Origin of the sequence: Pseudoalteromonas sp. NSLLW218 (assembly GCF_015864775.1) — a bacterium.
Lineage (GTDB): Bacteria > Pseudomonadota > Gammaproteobacteria > Enterobacterales > Alteromonadaceae > Pseudoalteromonas.
This window is the reverse complement of record NZ_JADYWO010000003.1, coordinates 181,772-194,499: the sequence shown is the minus strand read 5'-3', so window position 1 is coordinate 194,499 and position 12,728 is coordinate 181,772. Positions and strand designations below refer to the sequence as shown.

Here is a 12,728-nt window from a genome sequence, read left to right as displayed (position 1 = left end):
TTCCTTTAATCTTTAAATTCTTGTGATTCGGTAGACACTTCTCTTACTGCCAAAGAAAAGGTAACCGCATCAAAGCTAGGTGCTAAGCCCGGTAATTGTGTTTTTGCAAAACCAAATAAGGTGAGTGCTTGCCAAGGTGAATGATTGCCTTTAATAACAAAGCCGTCTTTATCAAACCAATTAAATTGATACTGCAAATACTGTGATTTTTTATACTGGCTCGAGAGTGTCACTACTACATCGGTTAACTGGTTGGTTTGACGTGTTTTCACATCAGTAATTGCCAGCTTTTTACCAAGCTTTGGGTTATCTACACGTAATTGCTCATTAAACTGGTTTTTATTTTGTTCAACAGAAATACCCGATGTAACCGGTTTGCTGGAACATGCACTAAGCATTAAGACTGCTAATAATGGCGCTATGTATTTCATGATGGCTCCTAAAGTTGAACTACGTGATAATTAAAGTAGTTATTAATAGAGGTTAAGTAAATTAACGTTAACCCTTGCTTACTAATGGTAAAATTTATAGGTGCTTGTGTGCCTATATGCAGAGAATGCTCACCTGCGTTTAGGCTTTGCCTTGCAACACTTATTTGATTTGGAAGTGTAAGCCAACTGCGTGTATCAGCTTGCTCAGAAGCCAAATTATAAATATTGGCAAGTATATTACCTACGTCACCAGCACTGCGTGCAAGCTCTGCACGGACTTTTTCTTTAGCTACTAACCTAAGCACTTGACGAGCTACTTTTGCAGGTATTTGATCTTCTAATGTTTTTGCTGCAAGTGCTTCAATGTGTACTAATGGGCTTAGCTCTAAGCTTTGTGCATCTATGTTTATATTATGAAGGCGACGCACATAGGCATTATCTTTATATACTGGCATTGCAAGGCTATAAAAGCGCGCATCGCCTCGTGATGAATAAATTGGTAAGCGCAGTTTAAATTCATCTTGTTTTGGTACTAAGCCTTGTTCAAATAAAACAATTACTTCGCCTTGTGTTGCAGAAATAGTGGGTGCATCACTAAAACGTTTTTTAAATTCACTTAGATCTTGGTCAAACCCTTGTTTTTTAGCTAGGCGCATTACGTCCTGCTGTAAATAAATATTGTTAGGTTGTATAGCCAGTGCTTTTTTATAATCAATATAAGCATCGTCATACTGCTTAGCACTTTGGTAAAGCAAAGCAGATAAATAAAATGTATAGGCATTTTGAAAGCCATTTTTTACATCTCTGGTTACATTGCCCATGCTAGGGTAGTGCTGCTGCGCTTCTTTAACGGTTGAGTCGCCATCTGTTTTATTTTCGCTTAGTGCATCAACTTGTACTTTATTAGCACGGCGAATTTCGACCAAAGCGCCTTCTACATCGTTTTTATACACGTAGTTAAGTGCTTTATAACTATGAAGCATACTCATTTCGTAAGCCGGTGGTACATAAGTAATGGCTGAGTCGTTAGTAAATAACGCATTGCTTTGTTCAAGCCCCGCACTTACTTGTATTTTGGCGGCTTCGCGTTTTTTTTGCATTTGCGTGTACACGTTCTCAAATTTACTTTGTGCCTCTTGTGGCGTATTGGCTAAGTCGTTTAAACGAGCTTGCTCAAGTTGGTTGAGTAAGTAGCTGCTGTGCATGGTGCTATTATTGGCAATAAGGGATCGTGCTTCTTCGATGTTATTTTTCTCGATCGCATTTCTTATTGGTGTCATTTGCGTGGCATAGTCATTAAATAGGTCATTAAAGCCCATTGTGCTACACCCACTTAAAATACAACAAAAGCTTAAAATTATACTTAGGCGCACTGCGCACTCCTCTTAATTTACTTGCATACATTAACATATTATTTTTATTTGAATGTGTGAAATATTGTAAAAAATCGTAGAGTAAAACTGCCTGTCAATAAGGAAATATAAAATGACATTGGTGAACAAAGCGTGAACTTTTCTTGTTAAGTGAAATGCTTATACAGATGAGGTGGTCTATTAAATACAACACTCCCTTTGCACAGTTGTATCAATCCTGTTTAAATGTGTCGCTCAGTAAAGCGTTTGTAGGCTTTTATAGTTACACTTTAAGCTTAGAGGGTTAATTAGATTATTAATTTAAACAATGCTGTGACTCGTTTTTGATTGCTAAGGAATTTTTTTGAAAGCTACATTGTATACAATTATTGCCTTAATCGCGTTTGCCGCAAACTCTCTTTTTTGCAGAATGGCTTTAGCCGAAGGCTATATAGATGCTTGGAATTTTACTGTTATTCGTTTACTAAGTGGAGCTGCATGTTTGGGCATTATAATGGCTATTTATACCCATAATTTAAAACGAAAAGGTACATTTAACCCCGCTATTTTAAGTGATAAAGGAAGCTGGCGAAGCAGTATTAGTCTTCTTATTTACGCGCTTTGTTTTTCGATTGCATACCTTGAGCTAGATACAGGAACCGGTGCACTTATTTTGTTTTCAGCCGTGCAACTCACTATGATTGGCTGGGGTATATATCAAAAAGAGCAGTTGAGTGTGCTTCAGTGGTGCGCGTTTATAGTGGCGCTAGGCGGCTTTGTATATTTAATGCTGCCATCTGCTGCTGTACCTTCGTTATTAGGTGCATCACTTATGGCACTCAGTGGTGTGGCATGGGGTATTTACAGTATTCGCGGTAAAGTGTGTGTATCGCCACTGCGTACAACTGGGTTCAACTTTATAAGAAGCTTAGTGGCTATCCCTATTTTATTACTTGTTGGTATGAGTTATTTAAAAAATATGACTATTGAAGGAGTGTTACTTGCATGTGCTTCAGGTGCAATCGCTTCTGGGATTGGTTACAGTGTTTGGTATGTGGCAATGCCGCTGCTTAAAAGCACCCAGGCGGCTGTTGTGCAGCTTTGTGTGCCGGTACTTGCAGCCATTGCCGGGGTCTTGTTTTTATCAGAGCAGGTAACAATGGAGTTTATAGTTGCAAGCTCCTTAATATTAGGCGCTGTGCTGGTATTTATTTTAAATAAAAAGAAGGCTTAATATTATTTAAGTTAACCTTCTTTTATGGTGGACTCACGTTTGTTACAAAGCATTTATAAATAGCAGGTAAGTTATCAAGTATTGCCTGCTTACCCTGTAGTTCACTATTTTTTATGCATTCAAAAAGTACTTGCTCGCTAAGCGTATTCACTAACAATTGTGATTGCTTGATATGGCTTATATGCCAAAGCTCAGGTGCGACGCCGCCTAAATCATGTTGGTAAGGGCGATAAAAACCAAATTTAACCAAGTGAGTATCAAGCCAATTACTTAAAGGCGCAAACGGCCCACCCTGCAGGTATTCATCAGGTGTTAGCTGTAGTTTATAATCATCACTTACTGCAGCTTTATCAAACACGTCTAAATCGGTGCCTAAATGGTGCCTGCTTGCCCCTGGTAGTGCAGAGTAGAGCATTATTGCTATGCATTTATCTACATCATCTAATTTAGTTAAATCGACAATCTCTTGTTGTTTATTAAAAACAGGTCGAATACCTAAAAATTTATTATTCCAAATAATTGATTGACGATTAAAGTCGCGAAAACTTGAGGCAATAGTAAGCTCAAATCCCGCTTTTTGTGCTGCACTTTGCAGCGCTAAAAAATCGCTAATAATAGCGCTGTGCAAGCGATGGTTTTGTATATCAGTTAAATGTGTATCACTTTGACCTGTAATACACAGTACTGATGTGGGTTGAGTGACATCCATTATGCTAAAAGTTGCTCTAATATTTGCTCGTAAATGTCGGTAAGGGCAATTAAATCATCGGTACTTACGCATTCATCCACTTTATGAATAGTGGCGTTACGTGGACCAAGTTCAATTACTTTAGCGCCAGTTTGAGCAATAAAGCGACCGTCAGATGTACCACCCGTGGTTTCTAGATTCGTGGTTAAACCGGTTACTGATTTAATCGCTTTAACTGTGGCATCAACAAGCGGGCCGTGCTCGGTAATAAAAGGTAAGCCATTTACTATCCAGCTTAATTCATAATTTAAGTCATGCTTTTGTAGAATGTCATTTACACGTTGCTGTAATTGCTCATACGTTACTTGCGTGCTAAATCTAAAGTTAAACTGTACTTCGAGTTCACCCGGAATAACATTACCCGCCCCCGTGCCACCATTAATATTAGAAATTTGAAAGCTGGTGGCGGGGAAGTATTCGTTGCCGTTATCCCACACCGTTTGGCTAAGTTCAGTAAGTGCTGGCGTTGCTAAGTGAATTGGGTTTTTTGCTAAATGCGGGTAGGCCACATGACCTTGTATACCCTTAACGGTTAAAAAAGCGGTAAGTGAACCTCTGCGACCATTTTTAACCACATCACCGAGTACATCGCGTGATGAGGGCTCGCCTACAAGACACATATCAATTTTTTCACCGCGTGCTTCTAATGTATCAATTACGCGAGTAGTCCCGTTTACAAATGGACCTTCTTCGTCTGAGGTGATTAAAAAAGAAATTGAGCCTTTATGATCTGGATGTTTAGTAACAAAGCGCTCGGTTGCCACAAGCATTGCAGCTAATGAGCCCTTCATATCGGCAGCACCACGCCCATGTAATAGGCCATCTTTTATTAATCCTGAAAACGGCGGATGTTGCCAATTTTTTTCAGGACCTGTTGGTACAACATCAGTGTGACCTGCAAAACAAAAATGTGGCGATTGTGTGCCTTTTCGAGCCCAAGTATTAAGTGTGTCGGTAAAAAATAATGATTCTATATTAAAGCCAACCGCAGCAAGGCGATCGTTCATCATTTGTTGGCAGCCAGCATCTTCTGGCGTTACTGATTCACGTTGGATTAGTGCTTGGGCGAGTTTAATTACATCATTAGTCATTATTAAAAATCTCGTCGTATTGGGCTGCTTTAAAACCTAAATGGTAAGTGCCATTGTTTACCAGTACTGGGCGTTTGATCATGGCAGGTTGTTCAACTAACAATGGGATAGCACTTTCTTTAGTTAGGCTCTGTTTTTGCTCATCAGATAATGCGCGATAAGTAGTGCCTCTTTTATTAACAAGTTGCTCCCAATCGAGCTTATTTGCAAAATCACTCACCATTTGCTCGTTTACGCCATCTTTGCGGTAATCATGAAAAGTGAATTCTATATTGTTGTCGGCTAAGTATTTTTTTGCTTTTTTTATCGTATCGCAGTTGCTAATACCGTATAGAGTGATCATAAATCTAGTTCTTCTTAATAATAGTTAATAGGGTGTCTTCGCCCGCATTTACATGCGAATGTGAGTAATGAAATGTGCCAAGATTATGGCCGTTTAGTAAAATTAAACTAGCAAGCATTGGAGTATCAAGTTCTCGTAAATCAAAATAAGCAAGGCGTTGACCTTTGCATATTTTGCTACCATTGAGTTGCGCAATATGGGTATGCGTAATTGATTGCGAATCAGGGATAGTTAAGTTAATCAAGGCTTTTAGACCATTATTAGCTTGTAGAATAAACTCAGTGCCTGCATTTTTTACTTGTAATAAAGTTCCATCAAACGGTGCTAAAATTTTATGACTTGTTAGTTGCACCATAATACCAGGGCCCAGAGTGCCAAAACGAAAAAAAGGTTCTGGGTGCTCTTTCAGTTCAATTACTTTACCTGTAAATGGGCTGGTAATATTTATTGCGTTAAGAGGCGTTTTATTTTGAGCTAAATAGTCAATTTTTTGAGCTTTCATAAGTTAATTTTCCACCACGTTATAACCTTCTTTTCTTAAAGCTGAAATAGCATTATCTGCAGTGTGTTTTTTTATGAGAATATAATCAGTATCGTAGGTTGAGATTGAAAAGATAGAAATTTTAGCTCGCGCTAATACGCCTGAAATATTAGCCATAATTCCGGTTAACGAAAAGCCAAGTGGACCTACAACCTCTAAAGCTTGCCAGTCTGGTTCGGTATCCAGGCTTTTTACTTCAAAATCGCTTGGGCATACAATTGAAAGTTCATCATGGGTTTTAGAAATAAAAAATAAAGATTGCTTTAAAAGTGCCGCAGGTATGTCGGCATCTACATCTAAACTATGTATAGATAAAATTGTGCTGTGTAATTGTAATGTTTGTTTTGACATTAAACGCCTGCGATACAGCATTATTGATAGCTTAATAGTATAGATTATTGCCTTCAAGTTAAAGGTGTAACCGAGACTAAAATAGGCATTTGGGAGTAGGTTTTAATAGAGATTACAAACTTACCCACAATTTCTGTGGATAAGTATGGGGGTTGCAGGGTATAAATAGCCTAACTAGTTAATTATTAAATAAATAATAGCTAGGCTATAAAAAATACACGTTGCGTTTATTGAGTAATTTGCGCTTCTGCTTGTGCTGCCTGAATTGCAGTTAAAGCGATTGTATACACAATATCATCAACTAATGCACCACGGCTTAAATCGTTTACAGGTTTGCGCATACCTTGCAGCATAGGGCCAATACTTATTAAGTCGGCACTTCTCTGCACTGCTTTATATGTAGTATTACCCGTATTTAAATCTGGGAATATAAATACAGTCGCTTTACCGGCTACAGGGCTGTTAGGTGCTTTTTTAAGAGCTACGTTTTCCATTATAGCGGCATCGTATTGTAGTGGACCGTCGATAATTAAATCAGGACGTTTTTGTTTTGCAATTTTTGTGGCTTCACGTACTTTTTCAACATCGGCACCGGTACCAGAAGTGCCCGTGCTGTAGCTGATCATGGCAACACGTGGCTCTATACCAAATGCAGCTGCAGAGTCGGCAGATTGAATCGCTATATCTGCAAGCTGTTCAGCATTAGGGTCTGGGTTAATCGCACAGTCACCGTAAACTAACACTTGGTCAGGTAGTAGCATAAAAAATACAGATGATACTAGCGATGACCCTGGCGCTGTCTTAATTAATTGCAGTGGTGGGCGAATTGTATTTGCCGTAGTGTTTACCGCGCCCGATACTAAACCGTCCACTTTACCTTGCTCAAGCATCATTGTACCCAGTACGACGTTATCTTGTAGTTGCTCTTGTGCTACTACGGCAGTTAGGCCTTTGCTTTTACGAATTTCGACCATAGGCGCAATATAATCATTAATAATACTTTTTGGCTCGATAATAGTTACATGTTCGTTTAGCTCAATACCTTGCTGTTGCGCAATACGCATTATTTCTTCGCGATCGCCCAGTAATATAGTTTTAGCAATCCCGCGTTGACCACAAATAGCAGCCGCTTTAATTGTACGAGGTTCATTGCCTTCTGGCAGAACAACTGTTTTACCTGCTTTACGCGCTTTAGTGGTAAGTAAGTAACGAAATGCGGGCGGTGATAACTTGCGAGTTTTACCTACACTTTTAGCTAGAGTATCTAGCCAGCTTGAATTGATATGCTCTGCGTTGTGATCTTTTACTTTTTCAATACGTTGGTCATCATCATTTGGTACTTCCATATTAAAGTTATGCAGTAATAATGATGTACGCCATGTGTCGGCATCGGTTGCAAGTATTGGTAAACCGGTTTGCATGGCTTGCTCACACAAGGCCATTATACGCGGTTCTGGTTCAAAACCACCGGTAAGCAATATGGCGCCAAGTTTGGTGCCATTCATAGCTGATAAACACGCAGCAACAAGTATGTCAGAGCGATCGCCCGGTGTTACTAATAAAGCGCCTGGCGTAAAATAGTTTAAAATATTAGAAACCGTACGAGCACAAAAAGTAATACGTCGCAGGCGACGATGAAGCATATCGCCTTCGTTAATTATTGTTGCTTTTAAATACGCACTTAAGTCTTTTACGCGCGGCGCTACTAAGTCAAAATCCCACGGGATTGCGCCAAGTAACATGAACGGATTATTTTTAAAAATAGGCAGGGAGGCTAAACGATTTAACTCGTTTTCAAGCTCTTCAGGTTTGTATGAGTCTACTAAATCGGCGCGTGCACGACCTTCTTCATCAAGTGGCGCGTTTACTTTATTAAAAATACAGCCCAGTACGCGAGGATGATCGATACCACCGTAGTTACCTGCTGCAATTTCAAGGCGGTCTTCTATTTGAGTAATGGTGTAATTACCAGGGGTAAGTACAAATACAATTTCGGCGCCGAGTGTTTGCGCAATTTCGCGGTTTACACGCCCAGCATAAGGTTGGCGACGAGTAGGTACCATACCTTCAATAATAGCGACTTCGTCGTCGTTTATTTTACTTTCAAAGCGTTCAACAATTTCCTCTAGTAGATCATCACCTTTACCGTCGCCAATCATTTGCTCTGCATAATCAAGTGCAAAAGGCATTGGTGGGTTAATAGGTGAGCCTTGAGTGACTATTTGTGTTGATTTTTCAGGGCCTGTTTCACCAGAACGTGGCTGAGCGATGGGTTTAAAAAAGTTAACTTTAACTGTTTTTTGTTCAAGTGCACGCACTAAACCAACTGATACCGACGTTAAACCAACACCGGTAGAAACAGGAATTAACATAATACGACGTGCCATATTAAAGCTCCTTCACGATATTTGCAGCATCAAGGGCAATGACCCATTCTTCATTAGTTGGCATTACAACTGCTTTGACGTGTGAATTTTTACAGCTAATAACACCGCCTTGACCAAAGCGCGCATTAAGGTTGGCTTGCGGATTACACTTAATGCCTAAAAAGGCAAGTTGTGTAATTACTTTTTCACGAATAATATCTGAGTTTTCACCAATACCACCCGTAAAAATCACAGCATCAAGGCGCTGTAATGGGACCATATACGCTGCAATTTGTTTTGAAAGGCGGTAGCAAAACATGTCAATTGCGAGTATCGCTTTTTTATTCCCGGCTATAGCGGCTTCTTCAATAGTACGGCAATCGTTAGAAAGCTCGCTAATACCTAACAAGCCACTTTTTTGGTTTAGTAGGTTATCTATTTGCTGGGCTGTGTAATCAAGTTGGGTGGTTAAAAAGTTAAATAAACCAGGGTCAATATCGCCGCTACGTGTGCCCATTATCAGCCCCTCTAGAGGCGTTAGTCCCATGCTGGTGTCAACACTCTTACCATTTTTAATCGCGCATACAGAACAACCGTTGCCTAAGTGGGCACTAATAAAATTGCTTTGCTCGATAGGTTGCTCTAGTAACTTTGCTGTTTGCTCTGCAACATAAAAATGACTTGTGCCATGAAAACCATAACGCCTAACACCAAACTCGGTGTACAACTTATATGGAAGAGCGTAAAGAAAGGCAACTTCGCTCATAGTTTGATGAAATGCAGTATCAAACACCGCGACTTGTGGCAAACCTTTAAACGATGCCTGCGCCGATGATATACCTAGTAAATTAGCGTGCCCATGAAGCGGTGCAAGCGTTGCTGACTGCGTAATGCCTGCAATTACTTTTTCGTCAATCAATACAGATTGCGTAAAGTGCTCGCCGCCATGCACAACACGATGGCCTACTGCGATAAGTTGCTCATCAAGTTTGTGATCTTTTATTAAGCTTACAAGCGTATTTATAGCCTCAGCATGTGCTTGGTTAGCCGCTAAGTCGATAACTGTTTTAGCACCATTAAATTTGTATTTAATAGAGGGTGCTTTGGCGCCTAAGCGCTCAGCAAGGCCTGAGATAATTTCGTGACCGTCGTTTGCATCAATAATGGCAAACTTTAAACTAGAGCTACCACAGTTTAAAACTAAAACATGTTGTGCTTTAGGGGAGGTTGTTGGCATAGATTCAATTTCCATAAACAAATTTAGTAAGTAAACGTTAATACGTAATCGTTACACTTACGGTATTAAATAAAGCTAAAACAATTGAATGTTCAATTGCAAAGTAGTTAACGCAATGTTAAATACTTTACCTTATTTAAGATGTTTAAGTTAGGATAGTTCGCCATTAAAGGGTAAATTTAAGCTCTTTTACTGAGAAAGTGTAACTCCTTCATTTTGTGTTACACTTTGGGTATAGCTCGTTTTTCTATTGTATTTAAAAGCAGTATCTGTGAGGAGTCATGATGCAAAAAAGTGTGATGTCACAACTACAAACAGGCCGTTTGTATGGTAAAAAATGGCCAATGCGCAAAGAGCTTGCGCCTTTGTTTTTAGAGTTTAGAGTGATCAGAGCGACTGAGCTTGCCATTACAGTAATGCCAATCTTAGCCATGCTAACATTGTTTTTTCAGCTAAATTACTTAGGCTCTGATTTTTTACCACAAGCCATTGCGAGTGCGTTATTTTTTATATCTCTACCATTACAAGGTCTATTTTGGTTAGGTAAGCGAGCGCAAACGCCTTTAGAGCCTGCGATGCAAAAATGGTATAACGAGCTGTACACTAAAATGGCAGCTAATGGATATCAAGCGCAGTTAAGTGAAAACAAGCCCCGTTATATGGAGCTTGCCAATTTACTTAAAGATATGTTTGAAAAAATGGACAGGGCATTTACTAAAGAGCAGTTTTAGAGAGTTATACCATTATCTATTTTGGTAAACTGAGTAATATAAAATGATAAGGTGACAGTGTGTTCACCTTTTTCTTCGAGTGCAGTCCAGTGCTCGGGTCTAAATTTCCATGCAAATGGTGTCATCATTATTAAGTTTTTAATATCAGTAAAGCTAAGTGCTACATGCTCTGTTAAAAGGATCTGTTCCGATTTTTGAAACCCTTTTGGAGTGGATATTTCAGTATGTTCGTTTACTTCTGAATATATATACGATTTTAGCTCTTTTAAATGACAAGGGCCTGGGCTTGCAACCACTAATGTTGCGTTTTGATTTGCAAGGCGTTCGAGCTCTTGCTCAAACAAAGGTGCAAATACGCTAACAAGTACATCGGCAAATTGACTTTTAAAGGGCGCTTGGCTGATTGATGCCACACTAAAATGGCAATTAAGGTAGCGCTTTGCTGCATATTTAACCGCTGATTTTGAAATATCGACACCATATACTATAGCATTTGTTTTACTTGCTATTGCTTGGGTATAAAATCCTTCGCCGCATCCTAAGTCAATTACTGTATTCGCACTTATATTACTAACTATGTCGCTAAGATTTCGTTGCAAGAAGCCATAATAACCACGCTCTAAAAATGCGCGTCTGGCTTGTACCATTTCAAGTGAGTCACCCGGTTGTTTTGAATTTTTTTGTTGCACAGGCAGTAAATTAACATAACCTTCTTTGGCAAAATCAAAGCTGTGGTTATTAGCACAACGAAGTGTTGAATCAGCTTTTAAAAGTGCTAGGGTACACAGCGGGCATTGATATTGTAGACTCATGAGCCTAGGTAGTCCTTATCGTAAAAAGTTTTTACCCAATGCGGGCGATAGGTGATCATAATTGTTATAGCCATGCCGTTGAGCATTGCTTCCGGAAACCAGATTATGGCACTTAAATAAACGTAGTTATCTGCAAGTTCTTGCCAATTGTATTGCCCGATAGCTAAATAAAATAAAGCACCTAGGCTTATTTTTATACAGGCTATAAATCCCGCGGTTATAAACGCACAAACAAATATATAAACAAAAAAATGACGAGGTAAATATTGGTAACTAATTATAAAGCCAAGATAGCTCAATAAAATAGGAATAAACGCACCAATAAGCAGTTGTACTGGTAACAGCTCAAGTTCAATTTGACCAAAGGCAGCGAGCAGTGCTGTGGCAAGTAGGCTACTTAAAATAGTCAATCGCCAGCCTAAAATTAATGTAGCGGCAGTAACACCTAGTATGTGCAAATCGAGGCCCGTTAAAATTCCTGCCTTTATTCGCCAAAGCACTGCAAACACTAACGCACACGCAAGTACGCCAGTTTGACGGACTGGCGTATTAAGCAATGTTTTATATGTTTTTTTATCAAAGCTTAATAGAGTAATAATAATTACAAGGGCCCAAAGTAGCCCCTGCATTGTTAGGCTGAGCATCACAATTACTTAAATGTTGACCATATAGGGGCATGATCTGACGGTTTTTCAATACCGCGAAGTTCATAATCAATACCAGTATCTATGCAGCGTCCTGCAAGCTCATTGGTTGCAAGCACTACATCTATACGAAGTCCTCGATTATCTACAAACCCTTTAGAGCGATAGTCAAACCACGAGTATTGATCGTCTGTTTCGGGGTTTTGCTCTCTAAAGGTGTCTTTAAAACCCCAATTAAGTAATGTTGCAAGCCATTCACGCTCTACCGGTTGGAAAGAACATTTACCTGTTTTTAACCAACGTTTCGCATTTACTTCGCCAATACCAATATCTAAATCGGTGGGTGATATGTTGATATCACCCATGACAATTACATCTTGATCGGGTGTGTGGTTGGTTTCAAGGTGTGTCATTAAATCTTTATAAAATTGACGTTTATAAGGGAACTTAGTTTCGTGATTAATATTATCACCTTGTGGGAAATAACCATTCATGACAGTAAGGTCGCGACCGTTTTCTTGTTCAACAGTGACGCTTATCATGCGTTTTTGCGATTCATCTGTATCGGTGGCAAAACCTTTTAAGACCGATTTAGGCTCTTTTTTGCATAACATAGCTACCCCATAATGCGCTTTTTGACCATGAAAGTAGACGTGATATCCCATTTTTTGTACATCTTCTAATGGGAATGCTTCGTCGTGAACTTTAATCTCTTGCAAGCCAATAACGTCTGGTTGATGTTTGTCGATAATTGCTTGTAATTGGTGAAGACGAGCACGCAGACCATTGATATTGAAAGAAATCACTTTCATAAAATTTACCTTAAAATTGGTTCTATTTAATAGCT

14 protein-coding genes are annotated in these 12,728 nt (G+C 39.3%); 2 read left to right on the top strand and 12 right to left on the bottom strand.

Features of this window, described 5'->3' with window-relative positions; genetic code table 11:
- Nucleotides 1–5: 5 nt before the first annotated feature.
- Nucleotides 6–431, bottom strand: coding sequence for a YcfL family protein (locus I6E80_RS05640; protein ID WP_197185036.1), 426 nt, complete (start codon nucleotides 429–431; stop codon nucleotides 6–8).
- Between the two features lie 8 nt (nucleotides 432–439).
- Entirely contained in the window at nucleotides 440–1,804 is a 1,365-nt protein-coding gene (locus I6E80_RS05635; RefSeq protein WP_197185035.1) for a COG3014 family protein, read from the bottom strand.
- A gap of 343 nt (nucleotides 1,805–2,147) precedes the next feature.
- Here I6E80_RS05635 and I6E80_RS05630 point away from each other — a divergent pair, with 343 nt between their 5' ends.
- Nucleotides 2,148–3,017 carry a DMT family transporter gene (locus tag I6E80_RS05630; protein ID WP_170071034.1) on the top strand — a complete coding sequence of 290 codons (870 nt, stop codon included), beginning with the start codon at nucleotides 2,148–2,150 and terminating at the stop codon, nucleotides 3,015–3,017.
- A 22-nt stretch (nucleotides 3,018–3,039) separates the two neighbouring features.
- On the opposite strand, the gene I6E80_RS05625 is transcribed toward I6E80_RS05630, so the two are convergent.
- From I6E80_RS05625 to I6E80_RS05595, 7 genes are all read right to left on the bottom strand, one after another.
- A complete protein-coding gene (locus I6E80_RS05625) occupies nucleotides 3,040–3,726 on the bottom strand; it encodes a M15 family metallopeptidase (protein WP_197185034.1) in 687 nt (228 codons plus the stop codon).
- The gene (dapE, locus tag I6E80_RS05620; RefSeq protein ID WP_197185033.1) at nucleotides 3,726–4,856 is read right to left on the bottom strand and encodes a succinyl-diaminopimelate desuccinylase; all 1,131 of its coding nucleotides are present in this window, start codon (nucleotides 4,854–4,856) and stop codon (nucleotides 3,726–3,728) included. Before dapE ends, I6E80_RS05625 begins: the two co-directional genes overlap by 1 nt.
- On the bottom strand, nucleotides 4,849–5,199 hold the full coding sequence (locus tag I6E80_RS05615) for an ArsC family reductase (protein ID WP_024604853.1): 351 nt from the start codon (nucleotides 5,197–5,199) through the stop codon (nucleotides 4,849–4,851). Before I6E80_RS05615 ends, dapE begins: the two co-directional genes overlap by 8 nt.
- A 4-nt stretch (nucleotides 5,200–5,203) precedes the next feature.
- On the bottom strand, nucleotides 5,204–5,701 hold the full coding sequence (locus I6E80_RS05610; RefSeq protein ID WP_076923911.1) for a PTS glucose transporter subunit IIA: 498 nt from the start codon (nucleotides 5,699–5,701) through the stop codon (nucleotides 5,204–5,206).
- A 3-nt stretch (nucleotides 5,702–5,704) separates the two neighbouring features.
- Nucleotides 5,705–6,091 carry an ACT domain-containing protein gene (locus tag I6E80_RS05605; RefSeq protein WP_197185032.1) on the bottom strand — a complete coding sequence of 129 codons (387 nt, stop codon included), beginning with the start codon at nucleotides 6,089–6,091 and terminating at the stop codon, nucleotides 5,705–5,707.
- A 227-nt stretch (nucleotides 6,092–6,318) separates the two neighbouring features.
- Nucleotides 6,319–8,478 (bottom strand): phosphate acetyltransferase, encoded by a 2,160-nt coding sequence (pta, locus tag I6E80_RS05600; protein WP_197185031.1) that lies wholly within the window; start codon nucleotides 8,476–8,478, stop codon nucleotides 6,319–6,321.
- 1 nt (nucleotide 8,479) lies between these two features.
- Nucleotides 8,480–9,694 carry an acetate kinase gene (locus I6E80_RS05595; RefSeq protein ID WP_197185030.1) on the bottom strand — a complete coding sequence of 405 codons (1,215 nt, stop codon included), beginning with the start codon at nucleotides 9,692–9,694 and terminating at the stop codon, nucleotides 8,480–8,482.
- Nucleotides 9,695–9,978: 284 nt separating this feature from the next.
- On the opposite strand from I6E80_RS05595, the gene yfbV reads away from it, so the two are divergent.
- Nucleotides 9,979–10,425, top strand: a complete 447-nt coding sequence (gene yfbV / locus I6E80_RS05590) for a terminus macrodomain insulation protein YfbV (RefSeq protein WP_076923914.1) — start codon at nucleotides 9,979–9,981, stop codon at nucleotides 10,423–10,425.
- Here the strand turns inward: yfbV and I6E80_RS05585 are convergent.
- Genes I6E80_RS05585 through xthA form a run of 3 tightly spaced genes read right to left on the bottom strand, consistent with a single transcriptional unit; the run spans nucleotide 10,422 to nucleotide 12,693 of the window.
- Nucleotides 10,422–11,237, bottom strand: a complete 816-nt coding sequence (locus I6E80_RS05585; protein WP_076923915.1) for a putative RNA methyltransferase — start codon at nucleotides 11,235–11,237, stop codon at nucleotides 10,422–10,424. The genes yfbV and I6E80_RS05585 overlap by 4 nt on opposite strands.
- Complete coding sequence (locus tag I6E80_RS05580) at nucleotides 11,234–11,881, bottom strand: energy-coupling factor ABC transporter permease (RefSeq protein WP_197185029.1); 648 nt, start codon at nucleotides 11,879–11,881, stop codon at nucleotides 11,234–11,236. Before I6E80_RS05580 ends, I6E80_RS05585 begins: the two co-directional genes overlap by 4 nt.
- A 5-nt stretch (nucleotides 11,882–11,886) precedes the next feature.
- Entirely contained in the window at nucleotides 11,887–12,693 is an 807-nt protein-coding gene (xthA, locus tag I6E80_RS05575; protein WP_197185028.1) for an exodeoxyribonuclease III, read from the bottom strand.
- Nucleotides 12,694–12,728: the final 35 nt, after the last annotated feature.

Coding starts and splice junctions, on each gene's coding strand:
- I6E80_RS05640 (WP_197185036.1), bottom strand. CDS start 431: ATGAAATACATAGCGCCATTATTAGCAGTCTTAATGCTTAGTGCATGT.
- I6E80_RS05625 (WP_197185034.1), bottom strand. CDS start 3,726: ATGGATGTCACTCAACCCACATCAGTACTGTGTATTACAGGTCAAAGT.
- dapE (WP_197185033.1), bottom strand. CDS start 4,856: ATGACTAATGATGTAATTAAACTCGCCCAAGCACTAATCCAACGTGAA.
- I6E80_RS05615 (WP_024604853.1), bottom strand. CDS start 5,199: ATGATCACTCTATACGGTATTAGCAACTGCGATACGATAAAAAAAGCA.
- I6E80_RS05610 (WP_076923911.1), bottom strand. CDS start 5,701: ATGAAAGCTCAAAAAATTGACTATTTAGCTCAAAATAAAACGCCTCTT.
- I6E80_RS05605 (WP_197185032.1), bottom strand. CDS start 6,091: ATGTCAAAACAAACATTACAATTACACAGCACAATTTTATCTATACAT.
- pta (WP_197185031.1), bottom strand. CDS start 8,478: ATGGCACGTCGTATTATGTTAATTCCTGTTTCTACCGGTGTTGGTTTA.
- I6E80_RS05595 (WP_197185030.1), bottom strand. CDS start 9,694: ATGCCAACAACCTCCCCTAAAGCACAACATGTTTTAGTTTTAAACTGT.
- yfbV (WP_076923914.1), top strand. CDS start 9,979: ATGCAAAAAAGTGTGATGTCACAACTACAAACAGGCCGTTTGTATGGT.
- I6E80_RS05585 (WP_076923915.1), bottom strand. CDS start 11,237: ATGAGTCTACAATATCAATGCCCGCTGTGTACCCTAGCACTTTTAAAA.
- I6E80_RS05580 (WP_197185029.1), bottom strand. CDS start 11,881: ATGCTCAGCCTAACAATGCAGGGGCTACTTTGGGCCCTTGTAATTATT.
- xthA (WP_197185028.1), bottom strand. CDS start 12,693: ATGAAAGTGATTTCTTTCAATATCAATGGTCTGCGTGCTCGTCTTCAC.